17 protein-coding genes and 1 pseudogene are annotated in these 24,039 nt (G+C 41.5%); 5 read left to right on the top strand and 13 right to left on the bottom strand.

Annotation, left to right across the window (positions count from 1 at the left end; translation table 11 throughout):
• From VNZ46_RS11055 to VNZ46_RS11030, 6 genes are all read right to left on the bottom strand, one after another.
• Window positions 1-876, bottom strand: an 876-nt coding sequence (locus VNZ46_RS11055; RefSeq protein ID WP_325560218.1) for a DPP IV N-terminal domain-containing protein, incomplete at its 3' end; no start/stop codon positions are given.
• Between the two features lie 174 nt (window positions 877-1,050).
• Complete coding sequence (locus tag VNZ46_RS11050) at window positions 1,051-2,736, bottom strand: sodium:solute symporter family transporter (protein WP_325560217.1); 1,686 nt, start codon at window positions 2,734-2,736, stop codon at window positions 1,051-1,053.
• 35 nt (window positions 2,737-2,771) lie between these two features.
• The gene (gene araA / locus VNZ46_RS11045) at window positions 2,772-4,277 is read right to left on the bottom strand and encodes an L-arabinose isomerase (RefSeq protein WP_325560216.1); all 1,506 of its coding nucleotides are present in this window, start codon (window positions 4,275-4,277) and stop codon (window positions 2,772-2,774) included.
• Between the two features lie 9 nt (window positions 4,278-4,286).
• Window positions 4,287-4,985: an L-ribulose-5-phosphate 4-epimerase AraD gene (araD, locus tag VNZ46_RS11040; protein WP_325560215.1), complete on the bottom strand. Its 699-nt coding sequence runs from the start codon at window positions 4,983-4,985 to the stop codon at window positions 4,287-4,289.
• Entirely contained in the window at window positions 4,978-6,660 is a 1,683-nt protein-coding gene (locus VNZ46_RS11035) for a ribulokinase (RefSeq protein WP_325560214.1), read from the bottom strand. Before VNZ46_RS11035 ends, araD begins: the two co-directional genes overlap by 8 nt.
• Before the next feature lie 85 nt (window positions 6,661-6,745).
• Window positions 6,746-7,444 carry an NUDIX hydrolase gene (locus tag VNZ46_RS11030; protein ID WP_325560213.1) on the bottom strand — a complete coding sequence of 233 codons (699 nt, stop codon included), beginning with the start codon at window positions 7,442-7,444 and terminating at the stop codon, window positions 6,746-6,748.
• Between the two features lie 142 nt (window positions 7,445-7,586).
• Here VNZ46_RS11030 and VNZ46_RS11025 point away from each other — a divergent pair, with 142 nt between their 5' ends.
• Window positions 7,587-8,768, top strand: coding sequence for an aldose epimerase family protein (locus VNZ46_RS11025; protein WP_325560212.1), 1,182 nt, complete (start codon window positions 7,587-7,589; stop codon window positions 8,766-8,768).
• Between the two features lie 156 nt (window positions 8,769-8,924).
• On the top strand, window positions 8,925-12,401 hold the full coding sequence (locus VNZ46_RS11020) for a family 43 glycosylhydrolase (RefSeq protein WP_325560211.1): 3,477 nt from the start codon (window positions 8,925-8,927) through the stop codon (window positions 12,399-12,401).
• A gap of 168 nt (window positions 12,402-12,569) precedes the next feature.
• Here the strand turns inward: VNZ46_RS11020 and VNZ46_RS11015 are convergent, their stop codons facing one another.
• On the bottom strand, window positions 12,570-13,076 hold the full coding sequence (locus VNZ46_RS11015; protein WP_325560210.1) for a GAF domain-containing protein: 507 nt from the start codon (window positions 13,074-13,076) through the stop codon (window positions 12,570-12,572).
• Window positions 13,077-13,238: 162 nt separating this feature from the next.
• Between VNZ46_RS11015 and VNZ46_RS11010 the strand changes: the two genes are divergently transcribed.
• Entirely contained in the window at window positions 13,239-14,279 is a 1,041-nt protein-coding gene (locus VNZ46_RS11010; protein WP_325560209.1) for a sialidase family protein, read from the top strand.
• Between the two features lie 67 nt (window positions 14,280-14,346).
• On the top strand, window positions 14,347-14,649 hold the full coding sequence (locus VNZ46_RS11005) for a hypothetical protein (RefSeq protein ID WP_325560208.1): 303 nt from the start codon (window positions 14,347-14,349) through the stop codon (window positions 14,647-14,649).
• 46 nt (window positions 14,650-14,695) lie between these two features.
• Here VNZ46_RS11005 and VNZ46_RS11000 read toward each other — a convergent pair whose 3' ends face one another.
• Complete coding sequence (locus VNZ46_RS11000) at window positions 14,696-14,920, bottom strand: hypothetical protein (RefSeq protein WP_325560207.1); 225 nt, start codon at window positions 14,918-14,920, stop codon at window positions 14,696-14,698.
• 242 nt (window positions 14,921-15,162) lie between these two features.
• On the opposite strand from VNZ46_RS11000, the gene ccsB reads away from it, so the two are divergent.
• Complete coding sequence (gene ccsB, locus VNZ46_RS10995; RefSeq protein WP_325560206.1) at window positions 15,163-18,393, top strand: c-type cytochrome biogenesis protein CcsB; 3,231 nt, start codon at window positions 15,163-15,165, stop codon at window positions 18,391-18,393.
• A 27-nt stretch (window positions 18,394-18,420) separates the two neighbouring features.
• On the opposite strand, the gene VNZ46_RS10990 is transcribed toward ccsB, so the two are convergent.
• The 5 genes and pseudogenes from VNZ46_RS10990 to VNZ46_RS10970 all read right to left on the bottom strand — a co-directional run.
• The gene (locus VNZ46_RS10990) at window positions 18,421-21,039 is read right to left on the bottom strand and encodes a CheR family methyltransferase (protein WP_325560205.1); all 2,619 of its coding nucleotides are present in this window, start codon (window positions 21,037-21,039) and stop codon (window positions 18,421-18,423) included.
• A 122-nt stretch (window positions 21,040-21,161) separates the two neighbouring features.
• Entirely contained in the window at window positions 21,162-21,986 is an 825-nt protein-coding gene (locus tag VNZ46_RS10985) for a universal stress protein (protein ID WP_325560204.1), read from the bottom strand.
• Between the two features lie 117 nt (window positions 21,987-22,103).
• Window positions 22,104-22,583 (bottom strand): hypothetical protein, encoded by a 480-nt coding sequence (locus VNZ46_RS10980; protein WP_325560203.1) that lies wholly within the window; start codon window positions 22,581-22,583, stop codon window positions 22,104-22,106.
• Window positions 22,584-22,676: 93 nt separating this feature from the next.
• Window positions 22,677-23,402 carry a 6-phosphogluconolactonase gene (pgl, locus tag VNZ46_RS10975; protein ID WP_325560202.1) on the bottom strand — a complete coding sequence of 242 codons (726 nt, stop codon included), beginning with the start codon at window positions 23,400-23,402 and terminating at the stop codon, window positions 22,677-22,679.
• Window positions 23,402-24,039, bottom strand: a pseudogene (locus VNZ46_RS10970) (glucose-6-phosphate dehydrogenase); the annotation flags it as partial. The gene pgl and the pseudogene VNZ46_RS10970, both read right to left, overlap by 1 nt.

Raw genomic sequence — 24,039 nt, 5'->3', positions numbered from 1 at the left:
GATTTCCGGTGTTCCATAAATATCAAATTTATCAACAGCTGCCTTTTGGCTTGTCCCTTTTTCGGGATTGATCAGGTACATTTCAAACGTGCTGAATTCATCACCAGGCTGCATGTAATTCTGTGATTTGAGTTCTCCTCTGGTGGTGCCTGGGCTTGAACTCAGGATATAATAGACCTTTTTATCTTCTTTGTAATTGATCTTATACGCGATCAGGGTCTTGCTATCCGGAGACCAGATAAATTCTCCATAAGGTTGTTCCGGGCTGCCATCTCTGGTAAATTGGGTTTCTTGTCCGCTTGCTTTGGAACGGATATAGATATTTCCGTTTTTGGTCATGGCGGTGAATTTCTTATCGGGTGAAACTGAGTCTCGTTGTTCCTGACGTCTCCTCCAGCTTCTTTCTTTGGTTTTTGAAGGTTTTTGAATTTGGTCTGATACCAGCAGCTCGTTCGTTCCGGTATCCCAGGTATACCATTTTTTATCTGCAAGGATGTTGATCTTTTTGTTTCCGGGAGTGATGGAGAGGTTTTCTACCGGAAGTTTACCTGCCTCCGTTTTTTTACCGGTCAGTTTGCTTAAGGCATCAGCAAGGCGCCGGTGATCAAAAACAGAATTTTTTGTTCCGGCAGTAAGGTCTACCAAGAGGTATTCCCAGGTATTTTCGGAAGTGTTAATGCGGTACCAAAAGGATTTTCCATCTGTCGTCCACTGAGGTCTTACAGAAGAACGGAATACTTTTTTGGAGGCTGTGCTGTCCAACAGGGCTGCGTGTTGGTAAGAACGGATCAGTTCCTGGTGGTTTGGCTGGTAAGCTTGCTGTGCATGAAGGCTGATCATGGCACTACAAAGACCGATAAGGAGAAAATATTTCATGGTTCTAAGAGAAGTGTAGGTTTATAATCTAAAGTACAGACTATAGCCATGAAGAGTTCTCAGGAAATTAGCTGATTGTAGCCGTTAATTAACCCAAATTTCCTGTGAAATGCTTTAAACCTGCAAGGAATGGTAATTTGGGATACAGTATTTTCAATACTGTATCCCGGATAATTACCAGAATTTAACGTACAATGCGGTGATCAGTAATAAAGTAAGGATGATCAGCACCATGGTTGAAGGTTTTACTTTGAACATGCTTTTATCGAGTTCAAAAGCTTTAGGGTTTATTTTTGGTCCGCTTAAGCTCACACCAATCATGAGCAGCATGGTGAATGCAAAAGACAAGCCCATGCAAATGTGGAATGGTATTTCAAAACCACCATGACCATTACTGTATGCGGTGTAGAGCCAAGTGTTATTGCCCAATACTGCCGGGGCAAATTCATTAAAGAAAACGGACAATACGAAGCCGGCAATGACACCCACTATGGCCGCAGGGCCGGTGGTTCTTTTCCAGAACATCCCAAGGAAGAACATGGCAAATACCCCCGGGCTGATGAAACCTGTATATTTTTGGATATAGGTAAAACCACCAACACCACCAATCCCAAGAAGGTCGTTCCAGGTAAATAATACGGCCAGGATCAAGCCTACAAAAACAGTTGCTCTCCCAATAAAGACCAGGTTTTTCTGTTCAGACTCTTTTTTGACGTATTTAGAATAGACATCCAGTGTGAAAATAGTGGATATACTGTTTACTTTACCGGCAAGAGAGGCAACAATTGCCGCAGTTAATGCAGCTATAGAGAGTCCTTTCAAGCCTGTTGGCAGGAAGGTAAGAATCGCAGAATAGGCACCATCTTTACCACCGATCAGCTGAGGCAGGTGACCATTTTTGTACAAAACAAAAGCAGCGATACCTGGTAACATCACGATAACAGGCATAAGCAGTTTAAGCAATCCGGCAAACAGAATTCCAGTACGCGCGGTGTGCAGATCTGCACCCAGGGCCCTTTGGGTAATGTATTGGTTGCAGCCCCAGTAATTCAGGTTAATGATCCAGATCCCCGCTGCATAAGACGCAATTCCCGGAAAGGTCAGGTATTTACTGATCTCATTTTGGGAAGAGCCTGCTGTGGGTTTAGGAATGATCATTTTGAAATGGTCTGGCGCCTGTTGCATTAAAACATTAAAGCCTGCAAAGGCGTTACTGCCTACGCCAAATTTTTCTCCAACTACACATAAGGCAATATAGGTTGTAACCAAACCGCCAAATATGAGTACCGCTACCTGGATCACATCGGTATAGGCTACGACTTTCATCCCCCCGAGAGAGATGAATAAGGCAAAGACCGCAAGTCCGATCATGATCAGGTGCAGATAGTTGCCACCGGTAAGTCCATTAATGGCCACTGCACCCAAATACAGGATAGAAGTTAAGTTTACGAAAACATACAGAAACAGCCAGAATACCGCCATAATCAATGCAACCGATTCGTTGTACCTGGTTTTGAGAAATTGTGGCATCGTATAGATTTTATTCTTCAAATAGACGGGTATGAACCATACCGCTACGATGATCAGGGCGATGGCAGCGATCCATTCATAGGCCGCAACTGCAACGCCCAGGAAGAAACCCTCACCACTCATTCCGATGAATTGTTCAGCAGAAATGTTGGAGGCGATCAAAGAGGCACCGATGGCCCACCAGGTTAGGGTTCCTTCTGCAAGGAAAAATGCTTTGGCATCGTGTTCGTTTTTTTTCCTCTTTCTGTAGATGGAGTATCCATAACCAGCTACAATTAAGAAGTAGATGATAAAAACTACGTAATCTGTAGTTGCTAAACTATTGCTCATAAGGTTTATATATATGGTTTGGTTAATTTCCGGTTTTAGTGCGTATGGCTCTGGTAGTAAACCTCGTTCCATTTCAGTTCATTCCGGAACTGATTTAAATTGGTGTGCTCGTCTATGCTTACATATTCAAGGCCTGCGATGTTCGCAAAATCATTTAAATGTTCAGCGGTTAAATTTTGGCTATAGCAGGTATGATGTGCTCCTCCTGCATAAATCCATGCTGCACAACCGGTTTTCATATCGGGCTGTGGCTTCCAGAGTACACGGGCAACTGGTAGTTTTGGAAGTTCGTATTTGGCTTCAACCGGGTCTACTACATTAACCAGCAAGCGGAAACGGTTACCCATATCTACTACTGAAGCATTGAGTGCGGGGCCCGCGGCTGCATCAAAAACCAGGCGTACCGGATCTGCTTTGCCGCCAATACCAAGAGGATGAATTTCGCATCTGATTGGTCCACTGGCTATAGATTCATCTACTTCAAGCATATGTGAGCCCAATACAAAGGAATTTCCTGGTTCAAAATGATAAGTATAGTCTTCCATGAAGGCATTTCCTCCCGCTAAACCACTTCCCATTACTTTCATGGTTCTCACCAGGGCAGCTGTTTTCCAGTCACCTTCACCGGCAAAGCCATAACCGTCGCGCATTAAACGCTGAACTGCTATGCCGGGAAGCTGAAGCATCCCATGCAGATCTTCGAAGGTATCTGTAAAGCCCTTGAATTGACCTGCCTGTAAAAAGTTGCGCAGCCCAATTTCAATTTTAGCTGCTTCGCGCAGAGACTGGTGTTGTGAACCACCTTTAACAAGACTTTCAGCCAGAAGGTATTGGTCTGCATATTCTTTAACCAGGTTGTCAATGTCACTATCCAGGCTTTGGTTAATTACTTGCACAAGATCACCGATGCCATAGGTATTTACGGAGTAGCCAAACTTGATTTCAGCTTCTACTTTATCTCCTTCAGTTACAGCTACATTACGCATGTTGTCGCCAAACCGGGCAAATTTTGCGCCTTGAAGATCATACCAGCCAGCGGCTGCTCTTAACCATGTGTTTAATCCTTCGCGTACCTGAGGGTCTTCCCAATGCCCGGCAATCACTTTTCTATTGATGCGCATTCTGGACATAATGAAACCAAATTCGCGGTCGCCATGTGCACTTTGGTTCAGATTCATAAAATCCATATCCATTGTGCTCCACGGGATATCGCGGTTAAATTGAGTATGTAAATGAACCAGTGGTTTTTGTAGGATCTTTAAGCCGCCGATCCACATCTTTGCAGGTGAAAAGGTATGCATCCAGGCAATAATCCCGATGCAGTTTTTTGTAACATTCGCCTCCTGGCAGATTTTGTAAATTTCTTCTGCGGTTTTAACAGTAGGTTTAAATACGATCTTTACTGGAATTTCGGAAGATTCGTTGAGTGCTTTGGAAATTTGAGCGGAGTGTTCTGCAACACTTCTTAAAGTTTCTTCGCCATACAGGTGCTGGCTGCCAGTAATAAACCAGGCTTCAAATTGTTTTAGGTCAGTTGTCATTATATTTGGTTATTGTCCGTAATAGGAGTTTGCTCCGTGTTTTCTTTCGTAATGTTTTTTGATTAAGGCATCTTTCATCGGCTTTACTTCAGGCAGTACTTGTTCGGTAAGTAAAGCCATTTTTGCCAATTCTTCCAATACTGCACTGTTGTAAACCGCTTTATCGGCTGTTTTACCCCAGGTAAATGGAGCATGGTTACCAACAAGGATCATTTCGGTCTCTTCGTAACTGATCTGTTCTTGTTCCAGGTGCCTGATGATCTGATAGCCAGTTTCGTATTCATAATTGCCTGCGATCTTTTCATTGTCCATTGGCGGTGCGCAGGGGATGGTTGCCGTGGTGTGATCTGCATGGGTGGTTCCATAAAGAGGAATTGCCCTTAACGACTGCGCCCAGGCGGTACCATAGGTTGAGTGTGTGTGCACAATACCACCTATGTTTTTCCAGTTTTTGTACAATACAGCATGGGTGAGGGTGTCGGAGGAGGGCCTGAGCTTGCCTTCAACAATGTTTCCGTCAAAATCTACAATCACCATACTTTCCACACTTAGTTCCTCATAGGGCACTCCACTTGGTTTAATGGCAAAAACACCAGCTTCCCGGTCTGCAGCACTTGCATTACCGAAGGTGAAAAGTACCAGTCCAAGTTTGGGGAGGTCCATATTGGCTTTGTAGGCCAGCTCCTTTATTTTTTGATAGTTACTCATGATAGGGGTTTTGTTCAATGTAATTTCCAAGAGAAAGGTATTGCGGGTAACGTTTTGCATAATAAGCTACATTGTCTGCAATGGGCTGGTATTCGGCATCGAAACCTCTGCCCATACCAACCATAGCTTCTTCTACTGTAGGATAAATCTCTGCAACTACAGCGGCGAACATAGCTGCACCTAATGCGCAAGTATGCTTGAACTGGTGGATTCTGATGGGCATGTTTAATACATCAGCCATCATCTGCATTACAAAAGGTGACTTTTTTGCTACACCACCAATACCTATTAAGCCTTTAACAGGAATACCCTGTTCCACAAAGCGGTTCACGATGTTTTTTGCACCAAAACAAGTGGCCTCTGCAAGTGCTCTGAACAGACGAGGGGCATCGCTTCCCAGATCCAGATTGAGGAGTGCTCCTTTAAGTTCCTGGTTGGCATCAGGCGTTCTTCTCCCGTTAAACCAGTCTACAGCCAGTTCATGATCTGCTTCTTTGGGTAAAAGGGCTGCCAGTCTGCTCAGTTCCGGAATGATCTTTTCTGCTATTTCTTCTTCCAGTGCAGTTGCGGTGGCTGCATCGATAAAAGCAGAATCCTGCAGAAGGTTCTTCAATGGCCAGGATACGATGTTTTTGAACCAGGCATAAGTATCTCCAAAGGCAGATTGTCCGGCTTCCAAACCCACCATTCCAGGGATAACAGAACCATCTACTTGGCCACAAATGCCTTTAACCAGTTTTCCTTGAAGATCCTTTGTTGGGGCCACTAAGATATCGCAGGTAGAGGTCCCCATCACTTTGCTGAGGTAGTAGGGTTCAATTTGACCACCAACAGCACCCATGTGGGCATCAAAAGCACCCACACCTATAACAACATCTGTACTCAAACCCAATTTGTCTGCCCATTCCTCACTGAGATGTCCGGCAGCCTGATCCGACGTAAAAGTTTCCGTGAAGAGTCTTTGCGTAAAACCATCCAATAACGGATCCAAAGTATTGAAAAACTCATTGGGTGGTAAGCCTCCAAATTCTTCGGCCCATAAGGCTTTGTGACCTGCAGAACAACGTCCTCTCTTCATTTCAGAAATGTGTGTTGCTCCGGTGAGCAGAAAAGGGATCCAATCGCAATGCTCTACCCAGGAATAACAGGCAGAACGAACTTTTTCATCCACCCGCAATACATGGAGTAGTTTGGCCCAAAACCATTCTGAGGAATAAATACCGCCACAATAACTGAGATAATTGATCTCAAATTTCGTGGCATGTGCGTTGATTTGTGCGGCCTCTTTAACTGAAGTGTGGTCTTTCCACAACACAAACATAGCATTGGGATTTTCCTCGAATTCAGGAAGGAGGGCCAGAGGTACGCCTTGCTCATTTACTGCAACAGGTGTAGAGCCAGTGGTATCTACAGCAATGGCTTTTACATCTTGCGGATGTACAGTCGCTTTGGCTTGCTCAAGGCATTCCCTGATGGTTAATGTAAGCCCTTCGATATAATCAAGCGGATGTTGCCTGAACTGGTTCGAGCCGGGATTACAATAGAGTCCTTTCTGCCATCGGGGATAATTAAAAACGGATGAAGAAATCTCTTCACCATTAGAGGTGTTGACCAGGACAGACCGGACTGAATCTGAACCATAATCTACTCCAATAACATATTGATCTTTTTTCATAAAACAAATAAACGTCTAATTAACGTTTATTTGTTTACTAAAAGAAATTTTTTGAGATTTTTCTTTAAAGCCTGTGGCTGAAGGCTTAACTCGAAGGGGCGGGGATAAAGCTCAGGAAGTTCGGAAAATTGGTTTTATACCTTTTTTTGTCGAGTTTAAAATAGAAGGCTCCTTTTTTTGAATTGGATTTATCTTTTTCAGAAAGTTTGATCAATAATCCTGCTGCCGTAAGTTTCCTGATGAAATTCCTGTTGTCGATCTGGATATCATAGATGTCTTCGTACAAACTTTGCAGTTGAGGAATGGTGAATTTTTTTGGTAGCAGTTCAAAGAGCAGTGGATTATGTGCTGCCTTGTTCCGGATGGAATGCTTTGCCGTTTCGACCATTTCATCATGGTCAAAAATAAGTTTAGGTTTGTCTTTTAAAGGAAACCATTCAGCATGATAGCGGTCGCTGAGCTGTTGTTTATAATTGTTGATGTCGATCAGGGCAAAATAGGCTACCGAAACGGTGCGTTCTACCGGGTCTCTGGAAGGGTCGCCAAAAGCGTGGAGCTGTTCGAGGTATACGCCATCAAGTCCTGTTAAGGTGGTGAGGATATTTTTTGCAGCCTGGTCAAGGCTTTCTCCTGCCTTAACAAAACCGCCCATAAGGCTCCACTTATCTTTTTCGGGTTCAAAGCCTCTTTTGATTAAAAGAATTTTTAGTTTTTCGCCGTCAAAGCCAAAGATGATACAGTCAACTGCAATTGCAATCTTATCTTGTTCTGAATATGTTGTCATTGTGTTCGTTACTTACCGCTGGTATTATTTAAAGATTAATGTAACTATTAATTCTCAAATTTATAATAAAATATTAATTGTTAATTCGACGTTTAATTATTTTTTTTTACATTGCCTTCCGTTTAACCAATATTAATCAATTATGAACAGGAATATCAAATTAATGTTTTTGATGGCTGGTACTGCCGCAATTTTGAGCAGTTGCCATCAACCAAATGCATCTTCTTCAAATGGTGCAGATTCCACTTTGGTGGTTGCCGGGACTGCTCTGCCCAAGGCAGGAGCTTTTAAGAAAACAGTTGATGGAAAAGAAGTACAGTTGTATTTCCTGAAAAATAAGATAGGCAGTGAAGCCGCTATAACTAATTTTGGAGGTCGGTTGGTGTCTTTATTGGTTAAGAATGATAAGGGAGAATTGGTAGATGTTGTATTGGGACATGATCAGCTGGAGGGTTATCAGAAAAAGCAGGAATTCTTCTTTGGAGCCCTGGTTGGAAGGTATGCCAACAGGATTGCTGCCGGAAAATTTAACCTGGACGGGAAAACGTATCAGCTACAGCTCAATGATGGTAAAAATACTTTACATGGTGGTTTTGATGGATATTACAAACAGGTTTGGGACGCAAAACAAACAGATGATCATACACTTGAACTGAATTATTTGTCTAAAGACGGAGAAGCTGGTTATCCTGGAAATCTCCGGGTTAAAGTGGTCTATGAACTGACTGAAAATAATGAATTAAAGATCAGCTATCAGGCCACTACAGATAAGGCTACTGTACTTAACCTGACCAATCATGCTTATTTTAACTTGAATGGTGCAGGTGATTCTACCATTACAGATCACCTATTAACCATCAATGCCGATGAAATTACACCTGTAGATGAGACCTTGATCCCAACCGGGAAATTGGAAAAAGTGGAAGGAACGCCATTTGACTTTACGAAACCAACACTAATTGGAGCGCGTATCAACGATAGCAATGAACAGCTAAAAAGAGGGAAAGGTTATGACCATAATTTTGTGCTGAAGCCATCGAAAGATATTCGTTTAGCAGCAACCCTGCACAGTACCAAAACAGGGATCTATATGGATGTACTGACCGGAGAACCTGGCCTGCAATTTTACAGTGGTAACTTTTTGACCGGGAAGGAAACCGATGGAAAAGGAAATAAAAGTTACGGATACCGCTCTGCACTGTGCCTGGAAACCCAGCACTTTCCGGATTCACCCAATCAGCCTTCTTTCCCTTCTACAGTGTTGAAACCGGGACAGGAATATAAAACCACAACAATTTATAAGTTTTATACAGATAAAAAATAATTACAGAGGAGATCCCTGACCATGTCAGGATCTCCTTTTGTTTTTTTTTAACAGCTCTTTGATGAAATAGTTAATATCGGACTGGTTTTGATTAAAATCCTTAAAGATCGAGGTTTGAGGAATGTTTAGGTTTGATAGGAACAACAAACTAAAACTATGTTTTTCTTAAACCGGGCCAAGGGCCTCATCTTTTGTCTGCTGATGGGTTTGAACCTGTACGGACAATCTAAAAAGCATACGGACCCGGCAGCCGGGAACCCGCTGCTACCTGGATACTTTGCGGATCCAACGGTAAAGAAATTCGGTGACACTTATTACATTTATGCGACGACAGATGGAAATGGAGGCGGTTTTGGGCCTTCACAGGTTTGGAGTTCCAAAGATTTTGTAAACTGGAGTTTGCAGGACATGAACTGGCCCACTACGCATCATTATTGGGCTCCAGATGTTACGCAAGCCAGAGATGGGTTTTACTACATGTATTATTGCCAGCCTGTAGAAATTTTTGGAGCACGTTCTTCGAGTCCCACCGGCCCCTGGACAGCTTTATTACCTGATGGAGTACCAGTGGTGAAGAATTTTCTTGTACCAGATGTTATTACACTGGATGGACAGACTTTCAAAGATGACGATGGAAAGATGTATATGTTCTGGGGGACATGGGGGATTTACCCCAATCATGGTTGCGGGGTCGGTTTGCTGAATCCGGATATGAAGTCGTTTGCTAAACTTGATAAAATTCCAAATACAGTGGCTAAAGATTTTTTTGAAGCCCCCTTTATGTTTAAGAGAAACGGGATTTATTACCTGACCTATTCTTCCGGACGTTGTGAGGACGACACCTACAAAGTCCAATATGCGATCAGCAGAACTGGACCGATGGGACCTTTTGAATATGGCAAGAACAATCCGATCCTGAGTACCAGTGCTGATGGTACGGTTCATGGCCCCGGGCATCAATCTGTACTTCAGGAAGGCAATGATTTCTATATGATTTACCACCGGCACAACAACCCGCATTCCGGAGGAGGTTATCACCGACAGGTAGCTGCGGATAAAATGGTTTTTGATGCAGAGGGCAATATAGAGAAGATCATACCGACACATTCGGGGATAGGTTATCTGGCCAAAAACAGCAATCCTGTGTCAAATCTTGCCCTGGAGGTTAAGGTATCTGCCTCGTCCTTCTATAGTGAAGATTTTAAACCCGAATTTGCATTAGATGACAACAACGGAACCTTATGGAAACCAAGAAACAATACCAGCGAAGCCTGGTTGAAGATGGATCTTAGGGAGCTGAAAACCATTAAGAATATACAAACACAGTTCGAATACGCAACCTGGTATTATCAATACCTGATCGAGTATTCAACAGATGGATTGAACTGGGCTGTCTTTGCTGACAGAAGCAAAAACACCATCCATGGCAGTCCAATGATCGACCGGGGGGATGTAAAAGCACGGTATCTGAGGTTAAGTATTTTGAATACAGAATATCCCGGGTTAAATAAAGCGGTTTGGAATTTCAAGGTTTTTGCAGAGGATAAATACCACCCTGAAAGCCATATTGTAGCTAAAGACCCATCTAAAACTCCGGATTTTAAGTCTAAAGGTTTGCTGGTAGACCTGGATGCGAATGCTTTTGACCTTGGTGCTGTAGTATCAAAGTGGCCTAACTTGGGTAAGCTGGGCGGATCGTTCTTGAATGGGACTGCTCAACTACCTACAGTTGATATTGTTGCCGGTAAAAAAGCAGTGATTTTTGATCAGGGCTGTTATCTGGAGGCTGATTTTAAGACACCCGGATCTTTAAGCGGTAACAGCAGTTTTTCTGTGGCAGCTTGGGTGTATAACCCGGTTGTTGAAGATGAAGAACCGATCCTGTCCTGGACAGCGAGAGGGAAAGTGGATATGACCAATGGAACTCTGGGCTATGGACACAATAAAAACTGGGGGGCTGCGGCCCATTGGGGTTGGGCAGATATGGCCTACAAAACCTTACCCGCTGCGGGAAAATGGCATCATATTGTACTGGTGTTTGATGGCACAACAGAAAGACTGTATGTGGATGGTCTGATCGATCGTGAAGAACTAAAAATGCTTTTTATTGCCAATTTAAGGAATTTTCGCTTAGGTACTACAGCTGATAAAAATGCTTTTTTTTCCGGTGCACTGGCGTCATTGAAGATATATGATGTGCCTTTGTCATTGGAAGAAATACAGAAAATGGTTAAAGAAGAGCCTTATTCTGATGCGGCTATTTATCTTTCTCCCGGAAAATTGAATTATGGAAATCTAAAGGAATGGAAGAATGAAGGATACCTGGGTGGAAGTTTTTTTAGCACTGAAGTTTCACCGATAGTACAGGATATTCAGGGTAGGATGGCAATTGATCTTGGCAAGAAGGGGGCTCTGGAATTTAAGGCCAGCTTTCCGGTGCAGCTTGAGGAGAATGCCTCATGGATTGTTCTGGCCAAAGGAAAATGTTTTAAGGATGAGAATTGGCATCATGTTGTACAGGTTGTTCAACAAAAGCAGCATCAGAATTATATAGACGGTGTTTTGCGAACAGATGTTAATTTTGATCTCTTATCGGTAAAAAATGATACCCTTTTTATAGGATTAGATAAAGGAAAGAATATACCCGATGCAATCGCTTCTTTGACAGTTTTAAACCGGGCGATTGAAGCAGCAGAGGTGAAAAATTTTTATCAAAAATGGAACAGCACTGTAGCTACAGCAAGCTCTGGTGCGGTTTTTTCGGTATTACCCAAAGCATTAAGCCCTCATATGGTGACTATGCGTGCTGGAACAGCAGATCTCCCTGGCCAGCGTAAGACGTATTATTTTTATGATACTAAAGGGAGGAACAGTGGCTGGACAAGCGAACCTGATTATACTTTTTATGACCTGGATGCTGATCAGGCTTATACATTTATGCTGAAGATAAGAGATAATTATGGAAATGTGACAGCTGCCTCGGCAAAGGTTGAGGTGAAGACAGATGTGAAGCAGTTCCATATTTTTGAGGAGGCTTTTAGCCGTACTGTGGATTATCGTTCAGAAAAAGGTTTGTGGGATGGTTTCTTAGGAAAGGCAGATACACTGAAAAGTAGTGCGGGTGTTTTAACCTTATCTTCGAGCGGGACAAAATGGGATGGGGCTGAGCCAAAAGGCCCTTTTCTGTACAAAAATGTAAGTGGAGATTTTATAGTGGAAGCAGAAGTGAAAGACGTGAGTGGTCTTGCGGAAAAGAAAGCAAATGGGGCTAATGACGTGGGACTAATGGTATGTACTTCGGATACCTCATTTCAATTGATTCAGAATAGTGTTTTTCCGGGCTGGGGCATGGGTAATATGGTTACCAGTCTGGACAGAAATGGCCGGCTTCAAAACAGTAATGCTGCTGGTTGGGATTTTTACAGGCACCTGCAAATAGAGCGTAAGGGAAATTGGTTTAGCTTGAGAGGAAGTACAGATGGGCGCCATTGGAAAGAGTTGCCGGGTAGCCCGGTGCTGCGGAAGGATATGGATCAGCAAGTGCTTCGGGTAGGTTTGTTTCAGTGTACCTATGGGCCTCAAAGTGGCTATGGTAAATTTGGACATTTTAAGTTTATTAAGCTTAAAGAATAATTAACTTGTTGGAGGTGATTTTTTTCGAAAAACCCTTGTACTCTACTTCAAGGCTAACGATATCAGGTGCGCGAAGAGCGCACAGATCTCTGAGGCCTTTCCGCAGAGTACAAAGGTTTTTCGTTGCAAATTGCAGAGGAGGGAGCAAACCAGAGTAGCTGTTTGTTTCTATTTCAACCGGCTGTTCATTTCTTTCATGATCATTGATGCCAGATTTTTCATGATTTGGACCTGGTGCTCACTAAAGGTTCTTGTTTTTTTATCTGTAATGGAGAGGGTACCTATAATTAATCCAGAAGGTTCGATTAAGGGAACACTGGCATAAAATTTCAAGCCATATTCTCCCGCAATAATAGAAGTGCTGAGTAAACATTTTTCCTTTTCGCCGTAATTCAATATCATCGGTTCAGAATTTAAAATGGCCATGGTACAAAGGCTTTTTTCTCTGGGAATGGAAAAAATTCCATCTGCACCTACTGTGGCTTTGAAGAAAACTTCGTGCAGATCTACAAGAGAGATCAATGCCATTGGAACTTCAAATATTTCAGCTGTGTGTTGAACAATATGATCAAAAAATGGATCTGCAGAAGTGGTGATGAGTTTATAAGGTTGCAGCGCGGCTATTCTTTGTATCTCATTGGCGCTGTGTAGGTCTGTGGTGGATGGATTGGTCATTGTTTTCTTTTTAACGATACGCTTTTTTAAACAAGGGACTAAAAGTAGAGAATTTGGAACTGTATGTAGATAATTTACCCGGCTTTCTTTTTTTTTATGAATATTTAGAGGTAATTAAGCATCTGCACATTGGAGCTTAACAGAAAATATTGAACACCCTATATGATAAGGAACCTGAAATTAGTCATTCAAGCTTACCTGCTCTCAGGAACGTTGTTCGCAGCAAATGCACAAACATCCTGGAAAACGGTAAAGCAGGAACTGGTTTTCGACCAGCCGCCATTTAAGCAATGTCATGCATCGACAATTGTCGAAAATAAAAAAGGAGAACTTTTACTTTCTTTTTTTGGCGGTTCTGGAGAAGGGAAGAAAGATGTATGCATTTGGCTCATGCAGCTTGATAAAAAGAACGCAAAAGCCCGTATAGTTGCAGATGGAATAGTGAATGATACGCTTCGTTTTCCATCATGGAATCCGGTACTTTTTCAGTCTGTTCAGGGCAAGTTGTTTTTGTTTTACAAGGTTGGACCCAATCCACGTGAATGGTGGGGAATGGTTAAAACTTCCGATGACGGTGGTAAAACCTGGTCTTCATCCAGACGTCTTCCTGATGGAATTTTAGGTCCAATAAAGAATAAACCTGTGCAGCTGGCCGATGGAACAATTCTCTCTCCCTCCAGTATAGAGGAGAAAAATGAACGCTGGAAGGTACATCTGGAAAAATCAACAGATATGGGGAAAACCTGGCAGTTTATTTCAGTGGATACGCTTGGTTTCGATGTGATCCAGCCTAGTATTTTATTCTACAAAGATCGGCGTTTACAGATTTTGTGCCGAAGTAAACAGGGAAATGTTATTCAGGCCTGGTCTTCAGATAACGGAAACAGCTGGGGCAAACTGTCTAAAACAGAGCTTTTAAATCCAAATTCAGGTACAGATGCGGTAACGCTCAAAAATGGTACACAATTAATTGTCTATAATCCTGATGTGCCTGGAAAAGACTGGTTTAACGGAAGGGGGAAATTACGTGTAGCCGCTTCAAAAGATGGCTTATCCTGGAGTGATATTGCTGTTTTAGAAAATGGAGATAAAGAGGAGTATAGTTATCCTGCTATTATACAAACCAAAGATGGCTTTGTTCATATTACCTATACCTATGACAGGAAAAATATTAAGCATGTAGTTTTAAAAGAGAATGAATAACTTCTTTATTTTAATATCGGATTAAACCATTTTGATTTTAAAACATCAAAGTGTAAAACCGGAGATTATGAAAGTTAAAATTTTAGGACGCTCCTTAATGATGTTGCTCCTGGCAACAAGGACTATGGCTTTTGCGCAGGAAAGTAAGGTTACAAAAACTCACCAACATCTTCACAAAGTTAATTCGCGTTCTGAAATCCATGACAGTCAGATTCAAAGAAATAAGAAAAGGAAAGGAATCGGGAGTATACAAGCCTATAACCTGCACCGGCAATATCGAAGCACTACCCTTAATGAAGAAAAATACCAGATGGCTAAACATCAGGTGCGGGTTAGTAAAGGAGTACAAAAACATTCTTCTTTGCCTTGAGAAATAAGTTTCGAAGAGTTAATGATTAACGGTTCAGCAATCTTATTTATTTGAAATATTCGTCGTCCTCATCATCCTCTTCATCGTCTATCAATTCATTGTCACCAATTTCGAAGTAATTGTCTTCATGATCTTCATCCGGGTCGCCACTTCCTAAATCATCTTCATCCAAGTCATCTTCATCGTCCAAATCTTCGTCAGGACCAGTAATATTAGATTGTGGATTCCATTTGTAGGCGTCCTTGTCGTAGTTCGTTCCCTGAGTTTTCATAATTACCGAGATTAAGGGTTTTTATCGTAAACAATTGATTCCGTTAAAAAGTTTGACGAAGCAAATTTTGATCGAGTACGCTGTAACTCATGATCGATGATGTTTGCTTCAGTTTTCCTGTGCAAAAAGGCAAAATATGAGCCAATGGAATAGTCTTTTTTTTGCCATAAATTCAATTAAACTTAATTTTTCTGCTGGCTAAGGCCATCTTTGCGGTGGTTAGAAATCAACAGAACAATTAAATGATAAACAGATTAGCTAAAATACTCTTCTCAACCCGCACAATGGGTGCAATGTTATTGCTTTATGCTTTTTCCATGGCCATGGCCACATTTGTAGAAAATGACTACGGAACAGCTGTAGCTAAAGCACTTATTTATAACTGCTGGTGGTTTGAATTGATTATGCTGATCCTGGTGCTGAACTTTATCGGGAACATCAAGAGGTACCAGCTTACCCAGCGGAAAAAATGGCCTTTACTGGTTTTCCACCTGGCGTTTATTATCATTTTTATAGGAGGTTACATTACCCGGTATATTAGTTTTGAAGGATCAATGCATATCCGGCAGGGTGAAACGAGTAACTCTGTGGTTTCTGATGCTACCTTTTTTAAGGTACAAATTGGTAAGGATGATCAGGCATTGGCCTATGATGACGTTCCTGCAATTTTAATCTCCAATCACGTACCTACCTATTTAAAACCATTTAAAAAAACATTTACCTCAGAATATGACTACCAGGGACAGCGGGTAAAGATGAAAATCGTTGATTTTTATGCAAGGGCGCAGGATTCCTTGGTTCGGGAAGCCTCAGGTAAACCAACGCTCCATCTGGTGGTACTGGAAAATGGTAAAAGAGCCAATAAATATATCCCTTCAGGAACAGTTCAGTTGTTGCAGAATATGTTGGTGAGTTATAATAAGGAAACCCCTGGTGCCATTAACCTGACCGATGCTAACGGAGAACTTCAAATCTCTTCGCCGTATGAAGGTAATTATATGATCATGGCTACGCAAGAGCGAAAAACGGTAACTGCAGACAACGTTGCCCAAGCTTTTCATCTTAGAAGTCTGTATACCTATGGAGGCCTGGCCTTTGTTATTCCAGAAGGACCTGTAAATGGACATATCATGTATTATGAAGGTGATAAAAGGACCCATGAACATGATCTGGACCTTGTTAAGGTGGAGGTACGGACACCAACGGCTGTAGATACCGTTTCATTTTATGGTGGAAGAGGAATGACCAATTTCCAGCATCAAAGTGAAATAGGAGGATTGAGGATTTCTCTGGCTTACGGTTCAAAGATCTACCAGACACCTTTTTCTCTTAAGCTGGTGCATTTTAAAATGGAAAAATATCCTGGAAGTAATAGCCCCGCTGCATATTCATCAGATGTGATGGTACAAGACGCTGCAGGTGAAAGACCTTATAAAATATTTATGAACCATGTATTGGATCACTCTGGTTATAGGTTCTTCCAGTCCAGCTTCGACGAAGATGAGCAAGGGACCGTACTTTCGGTAAACCACGATGAATGGGGAACTAATGTGACCTATATTGGGTATACCTTGCTTTTCCTGGGAATGTTTGTAACCTTATTCTGGAAGGGAACGCATTTCTCCAAACTGAATGAGCAGTTGAGGAGTCTTTCCAAATCGAAAGCCCTGTTGCTGTTGTTTTTCTTCCTGCCATTGGGTAGTGCTTTCAGTCAGGAAATTGATATGCATGGTACGGATGGAACCAAACATGACCATAGCCATGAGATGCATGATCATAGCCATGACGTTAATGCCGTTCAAGGTGGGCTACCGGCTAAAAATGCAGATGCAAAACAATTTGCCTCGTCTGTTAAAATAGACCAGCAACATGCCGACAGATTTGGTTATCTTCTGGTGCAAAATATAGACGGACGCATTGAACCCGTCAATACTATGGCCCTGGAAATTCTGAGAAAGCTGTTCCATAAAGACCGTTTTTATTCTTTAAATGCGAATCAATTTTTTCTTTCAGCTTCGACTACACCAGGTAACTGGATAAATGTCCCATTGATAAAAGTACGCAGTAAAGGAGGCCCGGATTTGCTAAAAGCGGTCCATGCAGACGCCGAAGGCTATGCTTCTATGGTCAATCTGATCCGGCTTAAGCCAGACGGTACGCCTGAATTTATTTTAATGGATGATTATTTAAAGGCCTTTTCTAAAAAAGCGGCCGATCAGAATAGTTATGACAAAGATCTTATCGAACTTAACGACCAGTTACAGGCTATGGGGCAATTGGTTTCCGGTCAATATTTACGGGTTGCTCCGGTGATTGGTGATGCCAACCATACCTGGAAGGCTTTGACAGTTGGAGAGCCAGACAGCACTGCGACACTGGCTGCAGTTACCCGCTATTTTAAGGCCGTAAATCAAGGCGAATTATCGGGTAACTGGGCTGCTGCAGATTTTGAACTGAACGGTTTAAAAGCAACGCAACAGAAATACGGTAAAGAGGTGGTGCCGTCTGAAGCTAAAATAAAATGGGAGGTAAGCTACAACTCCTGGAATATATTCCTGAATTTAATGATCACTTATGCACTTCTTGGTACATTAATTCTTGCACTGGCTTTCCTGAAATTATTTAAGAGTTCTAAAACGCTGGATCGTGTGGTAACTGGTGTACTGCTTTTGATTGCCATTGCGGCTACTTTACAAGGGATAGGGTTAGGCGTGCGCTGGTATATCTCCGGACATGAACCATGGAGTAATGGTTACGAAGCTGTATTGTTTATCAGCTGGATCGGTGTTTTAGCTGGCTTGTTTATGTACAGGAACAGCAATGCTTTTATCCCTGCAGCAGGGTGTCTGATTGCGGTTATTTTGATGGGCTTTGCACATGGAGGATCACAGATGAACCCTCAAATTACCCCCTTGGTTCCTGTTTTAAAATCTTACTGGCTGATGATACATGTGGCCATTATTACTTCCAGCTATGGCTTTTTTGGTCTGAGTGCGTTGATCGGTACAGTGGTTCTTGTACTTTATATTATTGATAATAAAAAGATTAATGCAAAAGTAAAAAGCTCTGTAATGGAATTGACCATTGTAAATGAGTTGTCTTTAACCGTAGGAATATTCTTATTGACTGTAGGGACATTTCTGGGCGGCATATGGGCAAATGAAAGCTGGGGGCGTTACTGGAGCTGGGATCCTAAAGAAACCTGGGCTTTTATTTCCGTGATTGTTTATGCTTTTATATTACATGTCCGCCTGATTCCCGGTTTAAGGAGTAAATACTTATTTAATTTATTGTCATTAGTTGGTTTCTCGACTATTATCATGACCTATTTTGGCGTGAATTATTATCTCACCGGGCTACATTCCTATGCTAAAGGTGATCCAGTACCCGTGCCTTCATGGGTATATCTTACCGTTGCAATGGTTTTTGTACTTGCTGTAGTTTCTTATAAGCGTTATCAAAGAAAACTTTAAGTTTAAAAAGGCCCACCGGGCCTTTTTTTATACAGAAATAATAGGTAAGCGGATGGAAAATTTACTACCCACTTCTGGTGTGCTTTCTACTTCAATATCTCCGTTGGCCGCATGTACAATTTTTCTGGCAAGAAAGAGTCCAATTCCTGAACCTTCCACATCTTGATGTACCCGGCCATAGATGTTAAAGATCTTTTCGTGCTGGTCTTTAGGGATTCCCCTTCCATTATCCTGTACAGAAATGATGATCTCATTCTCATATACCCGGCTGGAAACAAAAATTACAGGAGTTAAGTTTTTTGCAAACTTAATAGAGTTAGACATCAGGTTATATAGAATACTCCTTAGGTTCTTTTTAGAGAAATAAATAAACTTAGTTTGCAAGTCAACAACAATCAAAGCTCCTGATTTTTTTATGCGGTCTGCAAGGCTCCATTCGATGTTCATAATCAAACCGGCGATATCAATTTTTTCCATCGGAAGTGTATCATTTTCCAATTTGGCAATGATAGCAATATCGCCTACCAGGGTACGGAAAGTAGAAATAGAGGTGTTTACAATGGCTAGTAATTCTTTTTGCCCCGAATCAGTAAGTTCCTGGTTCATGAGCATAATACTGGTCTCTATATTAGCTAATGGCGCAAGCAGATCATGAGATGCTGTATGTACGAAATTATCCAGGTCTGCGTTTATGCGAAGTAGGCATTTATTTTTTTTGTCCAGTTCCAGTTGGATTTTCTTCAACTCGGTAACATCATTAAATGTAATTATCGCTCCGTTTCTCTGAAGGGTGATTTGCTGGATATAGGGCATAGTCTGAATATGGTACCATTTTCCATCACTGGATTGTATTTCTCTATATATGACATCCCCATTTACAATCACATTCTTTACATCATTAAGGATGTCTTCCAGCTTGAAGTGAGTGCTAAGGCAGGTAAGTGGTTTTCCGAGATCCGATTCCTGGAGATTCAGGTTGGTTATCGTACCTGGAGAAAAACGCATAAGCTGGAGATCATTGTTGATGAAGATCTGGCCGTTGATATTGCTTCGGAAGTAGTTGTTTAAGTCATCATTAATCTCCAGTAATTCCTTGTTTTTGAGTTTGTAATCGGAGTTAATGGCGTCGAGCTCCTCATTTACAGACTGCATCTCTTCATTGGTACTTTGCATCTCTTCGTTAGCGGAGAGCAGCTCTTCGTTAAACGACTGCAAATTTTCATTGTTTGCATCCAGTTGAAAATAAGCTGTTTGCAATTTTTCTTTTAGTTCTTTGATTTCTTCTTCCATATTGAGGATATATTCCTGCTGATGAATTTGATGGTCAAAGACAAGATCTGAAGAATCAGGAGATAAGGATTCTGGATACTGTTCAGTAAAAGTGACAATAAGAAGTCTTTCTGCGCCCCTTTTTATAGAAAGCGGACTTACGGAAAGATTTATAGTGAGGTTAGAAGATATACTTTTGACCTGTATGCTTTTAAGTACCGCTTTCTTATTTGTTGTCAATGCAGTTTTACGAAGAATGTTAAAAGCTATAGCTATTGGCTTAGGCATTAACTCCAATAAATCTGAATTAAAACTCTTTTGCAATAAGTATTTTGAAGTATCCCCGTACGATTTCAGAACCTGACCCTCTTCGTCGGTGCAAACGACAAGATAGTTGATTTCACCTGCCAGGGCAGTATGCATGGCCTTATCTATCGCATTGCTGCTAATTTTTAAATCTTCTGAAGGATAGGGTACAGGCCTTCGTTTTACATCTGGCCGCTCTGGTAAGAGAAAATTGTCAAAGCGTGATTCTTTTTTGGTTTCCAGGTTCTTGTAAATTTTCCATATTTTATTTTCAACATGGAGACTATGGAGGATGGGTGCTGGATTTTCACTCGAACCAAGAAATAGAAAACCGTCTTTCTTCAACCCGAACTGAAGCATGGTAAATATTTTTTTTTGCAGAGAAGGGTTTAAATAGATCAGCAGATTGCGACAACTGATCAAATGCATATTACAATACGGTGGATTTTTAACTAAATCATGCAATGCAAAGATCACCATTTTGCGTAAAGCCGGTTTAATCTTGTAATGTTCTTCATCTTTAATGAAGTAACGTTCCAGACGTTCGGCAGAAACCGTTGAGCCAATTACCGATGCTTTATAAATTCCCTTCGAAGCATGTGAAAGGGCATGATTGTCTATATCTGTAGCAAATAGCTTAACAGAAATCCGCTTGCCTTGTTGTTCCAATATTTCCGCAATCAAAATGGCCAGGGAATAAACTTCTTCACCTGTCGCGCATCCGGCCACCCACATTTTAAGTTCTTCTTCGGGCTGTAGGTTACTAATAATCTCTGGAAGAACAGTAGTCTGGAGATATTCAAAAGCTTCAGGATCCCGGAAGAATGCCGTTACACTGATCATAAATTCTTTGCAGAGGTCCTTTATCTCATCTGGATTTACTTTCAAAAATTCTAAATAGGCAGAGAGCGTTTTGAGATGATGTTTAGCCGCTTTTCTTTGCGTTCTTCTTATTATAGTCGAGGGTTTATATCCCGAAAAATCCAGAGGAGACTGTTGTTGGATAAGGTCAATGATCGCCAGGATGTTTTCCTCATCCGTATTTGTTTGCTCAGGTTCCTGTGCTTTCATGACAAAAAATTGGAGCCCTTAAAACCATTATTAAGAACAGTGACTATCAAAGATAAGATAAATCAGGTCATTTGTGTATTTCTTTGTTAACCGGAATGATTCAATATTTAACTTGGGTCAGATCAAATGGGGATAGAGAGTAGAGGGATATTCAGCCCCGAAGCCATGATCCTGGTTTTACTTCGGTGTACAATGGAAGACCAGAAACCATATTTTTTGGGTACCATAATCAGCAGATCTGCCTTAAAATCTTTAATCTCTTTTTCAATTTCTTTGATCACTTCATTTGATCTGACATTCTTATAGTAATAAGTGATGCCTTCCAGTCCTTCATTGATGGCATTAACAGCAGTAGAAACGTGTGTTTCTGTTTTCAGTTTTTCTACTTTATCGTTTACATTAAAAATTTCCACTTCCGACTGACTTAGGCTGGTCGCCACCTCTTTTACGCGAGCCAGTACATGTTCGGAAACGCCATGAAACACATCGCAGGCAAAGAGAATTTTTCTCGTGCCTTCAAATTTGGCATGCAATGGCACGGCAAGGACCGGAAAATTCAGCTTTTTAATTGCTGAAGTAGTGGTATTGCCCCATAGGTCTTGTTCCAGCGTTTTTGCTGTCATACCCAGTACAACCAGTTCTGCATTGTATTTTGTGATCAGGCTGCTTAGTCCTTCTTCCAAAAAAGGAAAGGAAGATTCATGGCTAACCTCTATCTCATAGGTGTAAAAAATAGAAAGTGCCCGCTCAATCAGTCGGATTTCGTTCTCGATCATGAGCCGCTGAATACTTGCGCCAGGTAACAGGGTGTTGGCGGCATGGAATGGAATCGTAAAAGAATTGAATAATACCAGTCTGGCATTATTTTGTTTGGCTGCGGCTGCAGCATATTCTACGGCGTTTTCGGCTACTTCAGAAAAGTCTGTTGCTACAATGATGGTTTTCATGGACTGCGCCTGTTGGTGATTCGTAAATTTAAAGAAATACGATTTAAGAATACCTTGCAATCATGAACTGGTGTTGTTTTTTTTACAATAAAACAACACCAGCATTTTAGCTGAAATTTAGTTCAAAACAGCTTTTAAATGCTCGGCCATGACGGCAAATACTTCATTCCAAATTTCTGCATTTGGATAAGCAAAGCCAATTCTAATACCATCAACAATATCTGTAGGTTTTAGGAAAGGATTTTTTTCTTGTTTAAATATGCCGAGCTTCCTTAAAGCAGGTATACTGCTCATCATAGATTGTGGTTTATTTAGAGTTATCCAAATAACCAATCCATTGGCTGGCAGGTGAATCGTTCCAAAGTTTGAAAGATGTTGATTAAAAAGCACTTGTATCTTTTTTGCTTGTTCTTTGTATTGGGCAAGAGAATCTTGCATACGTTGCGCATATTCCCCGTAACGTGGAACTTTCGCTGCATAAATAATCCAGTCCAGGTCATCACGTTCTGGCCTGTCTTCATTGATGAAGGAAGAATAATGATTGAAATCGAGTTCCTGAGTTTCTGGAGTATCTTCTCCGAGCATTAAATAAGTCATAGCATTAGGTTTTAACACTATGGATAAATCAAAACCTATACCTAATATAAAGCCGGTGCCATAAGCACCGGCTTTGATGACGGTTTGAATTATTTAACTCTCCAGTAAACTTGCTGCCTGGCTGTCTAAGAACCAGGTCAGGCTTCCGTCAGTGGGTTGAATCAATTGAGAAGGGTATAAGAACGGATTCCTATCCTTTGGTTGAATTACATGTTTTGCAGCATTGGCTTTGCTCTCACCGAAAACAAGGAAAGCTACATTTTTAGCCTTATTGATCAGTGGTGCGGTGAAACTGATTCTGAATGTAGAAAGTTTTTCTACATACACAGAATCAACCGATACGCTCGTGTTTTTCAGAATTTCTGTCTCCGGAAAAAGAGAAGCTGTATGGGCATCATCACCCATGCCCAGCAGGATCAGATCAAATGAAAGTGCTGCACCATCAAAGTGTTTGGTAATGGCCTCTTTGTAAGCAAGTGCGGCTTTATCGGGTGCAAGCTCCGTGTTGACATAAAAAATGTGATCTGCCGGAATATTTAATGACTCCAGAATACTTTTCTTAGCCATTAAGCCATTGTAATTTTCATGATCTGGCAAAACATTACGTTCGTCGCCAAAAAAGAAATATACCTTGCTCCAGTCAATTTCCGATTTGTATATCGTAGCCAGCTGGTGATAAAGCTCTTTTGGTGAGTTACCACCCGTTAATACAAAATCAAAACGGCCCTTTTCTGCAATAGAAGTATTGGCAATGTTAATGATATATTTGGCGAGGTCTGCAAATAACTCTTCCTGTGTTTTATAAATCTGTACGCTCATTAGTCTTTATTTAAAGGTAGGGTAAACCAATGGAAACCATCTCTTGCAATTAAGGCTTCTGCATCTTCAGGTCCCCATGAATCTGCTGTATAATTCGGGAAGCTTAGAGATTTTTTACTTTCCCAGGCATTAACCACCGGCATTAATAATTCCCATGCACTTTCTACCTGATCAGCACGCATAAACTGGGTTTGATCACCCGTCATTACATCGAGTAGCAGTGTTTCATAAGCCTCAGGAGTCTCACTGCTGTAGGTACCTTTGTAGTCAAATACCATATCTACAGGATTTAATACCATGTCTAAGCCCGGTCTTTTGGCTTGAACCTGCAAACGGATGCTCATTTCAGGCTGAATGCTGATGATCAGCCTGTTCTGTTGCCAGTGTTCAGTTACCGCAGAAGGGAAAATGTGATGTGGTACATCTTTAAACTGGATGGTAATTAACGATGAAGTCTGAAATAAACGTTTTCCTGTCCTTACATAGAAAGGAATACCCTGCCAGCGCCAGTTGTCTACAAAGAATTTAATGGCAGCAAAAGTTTCCGTGTTAGAATCCGGGGCTACACCATTTTCATGTCTGTATCCAGGAACTTCTTTTCCTTCCACCCAGCCTTTGGCATATTGACCACGGACAG

The organism is Pedobacter sp., from assembly GCF_035566355.1.
Taxonomy (GTDB): domain Bacteria; phylum Bacteroidota; class Bacteroidia; order Sphingobacteriales; family Sphingobacteriaceae; genus Pedobacter.
The sequence above is the reverse complement of the archived record's forward strand: the minus strand, read 5'-3'. Positions and strand labels throughout refer to the sequence as shown.

What these genes read in the sequence shown, in the direction of transcription:
- VNZ46_RS11035 (WP_325560214.1), bottom strand. Translation starts at nt 6,660, where the DNA reads ATGAAAAAAGATCAATATGTTATTGGAGTAGATTATGGTTCAGATTCA.
- VNZ46_RS11050 (WP_325560217.1), bottom strand. Translation starts at nt 2,736, where the DNA reads ATGAGCAATAGTTTAGCAACTACAGATTACGTAGTTTTTATCATCTAC.
- VNZ46_RS11005 (WP_325560208.1), top strand. Translation starts at nt 14,347, where the DNA reads ATGAAAGTTAAAATTTTAGGACGCTCCTTAATGATGTTGCTCCTGGCA.
- VNZ46_RS10980 (WP_325560203.1), bottom strand. Translation starts at nt 22,583, where the DNA reads ATGACTTATTTAATGCTCGGAGAAGATACTCCAGAAACTCAGGAACTC.
- ccsB (WP_325560206.1), top strand. Translation starts at nt 15,163, where the DNA reads ATGATAAACAGATTAGCTAAAATACTCTTCTCAACCCGCACAATGGGT.
- VNZ46_RS11010 (WP_325560209.1), top strand. Translation starts at nt 13,239, where the DNA reads ATGATAAGGAACCTGAAATTAGTCATTCAAGCTTACCTGCTCTCAGGA.
- VNZ46_RS10990 (WP_325560205.1), bottom strand. Translation starts at nt 21,039, where the DNA reads ATGAAAGCACAGGAACCTGAGCAAACAAATACGGATGAGGAAAACATC.
- pgl (WP_325560202.1), bottom strand. Translation starts at nt 23,402, where the DNA reads ATGAGCGTACAGATTTATAAAACACAGGAAGAGTTATTTGCAGACCTC.
- VNZ46_RS10985 (WP_325560204.1), bottom strand. Translation starts at nt 21,986, where the DNA reads ATGAAAACCATCATTGTAGCAACAGACTTTTCTGAAGTAGCCGAAAAC.
- VNZ46_RS11000 (WP_325560207.1), bottom strand. Translation starts at nt 14,920, where the DNA reads ATGAAAACTCAGGGAACGAACTACGACAAGGACGCCTACAAATGGAAT.
- VNZ46_RS11015 (WP_325560210.1), bottom strand. Translation starts at nt 13,076, where the DNA reads ATGACCAATCCATCCACCACAGACCTACACAGCGCCAATGAGATACAA.
- VNZ46_RS11025 (WP_325560212.1), top strand. Translation starts at nt 7,587, where the DNA reads ATGAACAGGAATATCAAATTAATGTTTTTGATGGCTGGTACTGCCGCA.
- VNZ46_RS11020 (WP_325560211.1), top strand. Translation starts at nt 8,925, where the DNA reads ATGTTTTTCTTAAACCGGGCCAAGGGCCTCATCTTTTGTCTGCTGATG.
- araA (WP_325560216.1), bottom strand. Translation starts at nt 4,277, where the DNA reads ATGACAACTGACCTAAAACAATTTGAAGCCTGGTTTATTACTGGCAGC.
- VNZ46_RS11030 (WP_325560213.1), bottom strand. Translation starts at nt 7,444, where the DNA reads ATGACAACATATTCAGAACAAGATAAGATTGCAATTGCAGTTGACTGT.
- araD (WP_325560215.1), bottom strand. Translation starts at nt 4,985, where the DNA reads ATGAGTAACTATCAAAAAATAAAGGAGCTGGCCTACAAAGCCAATATG.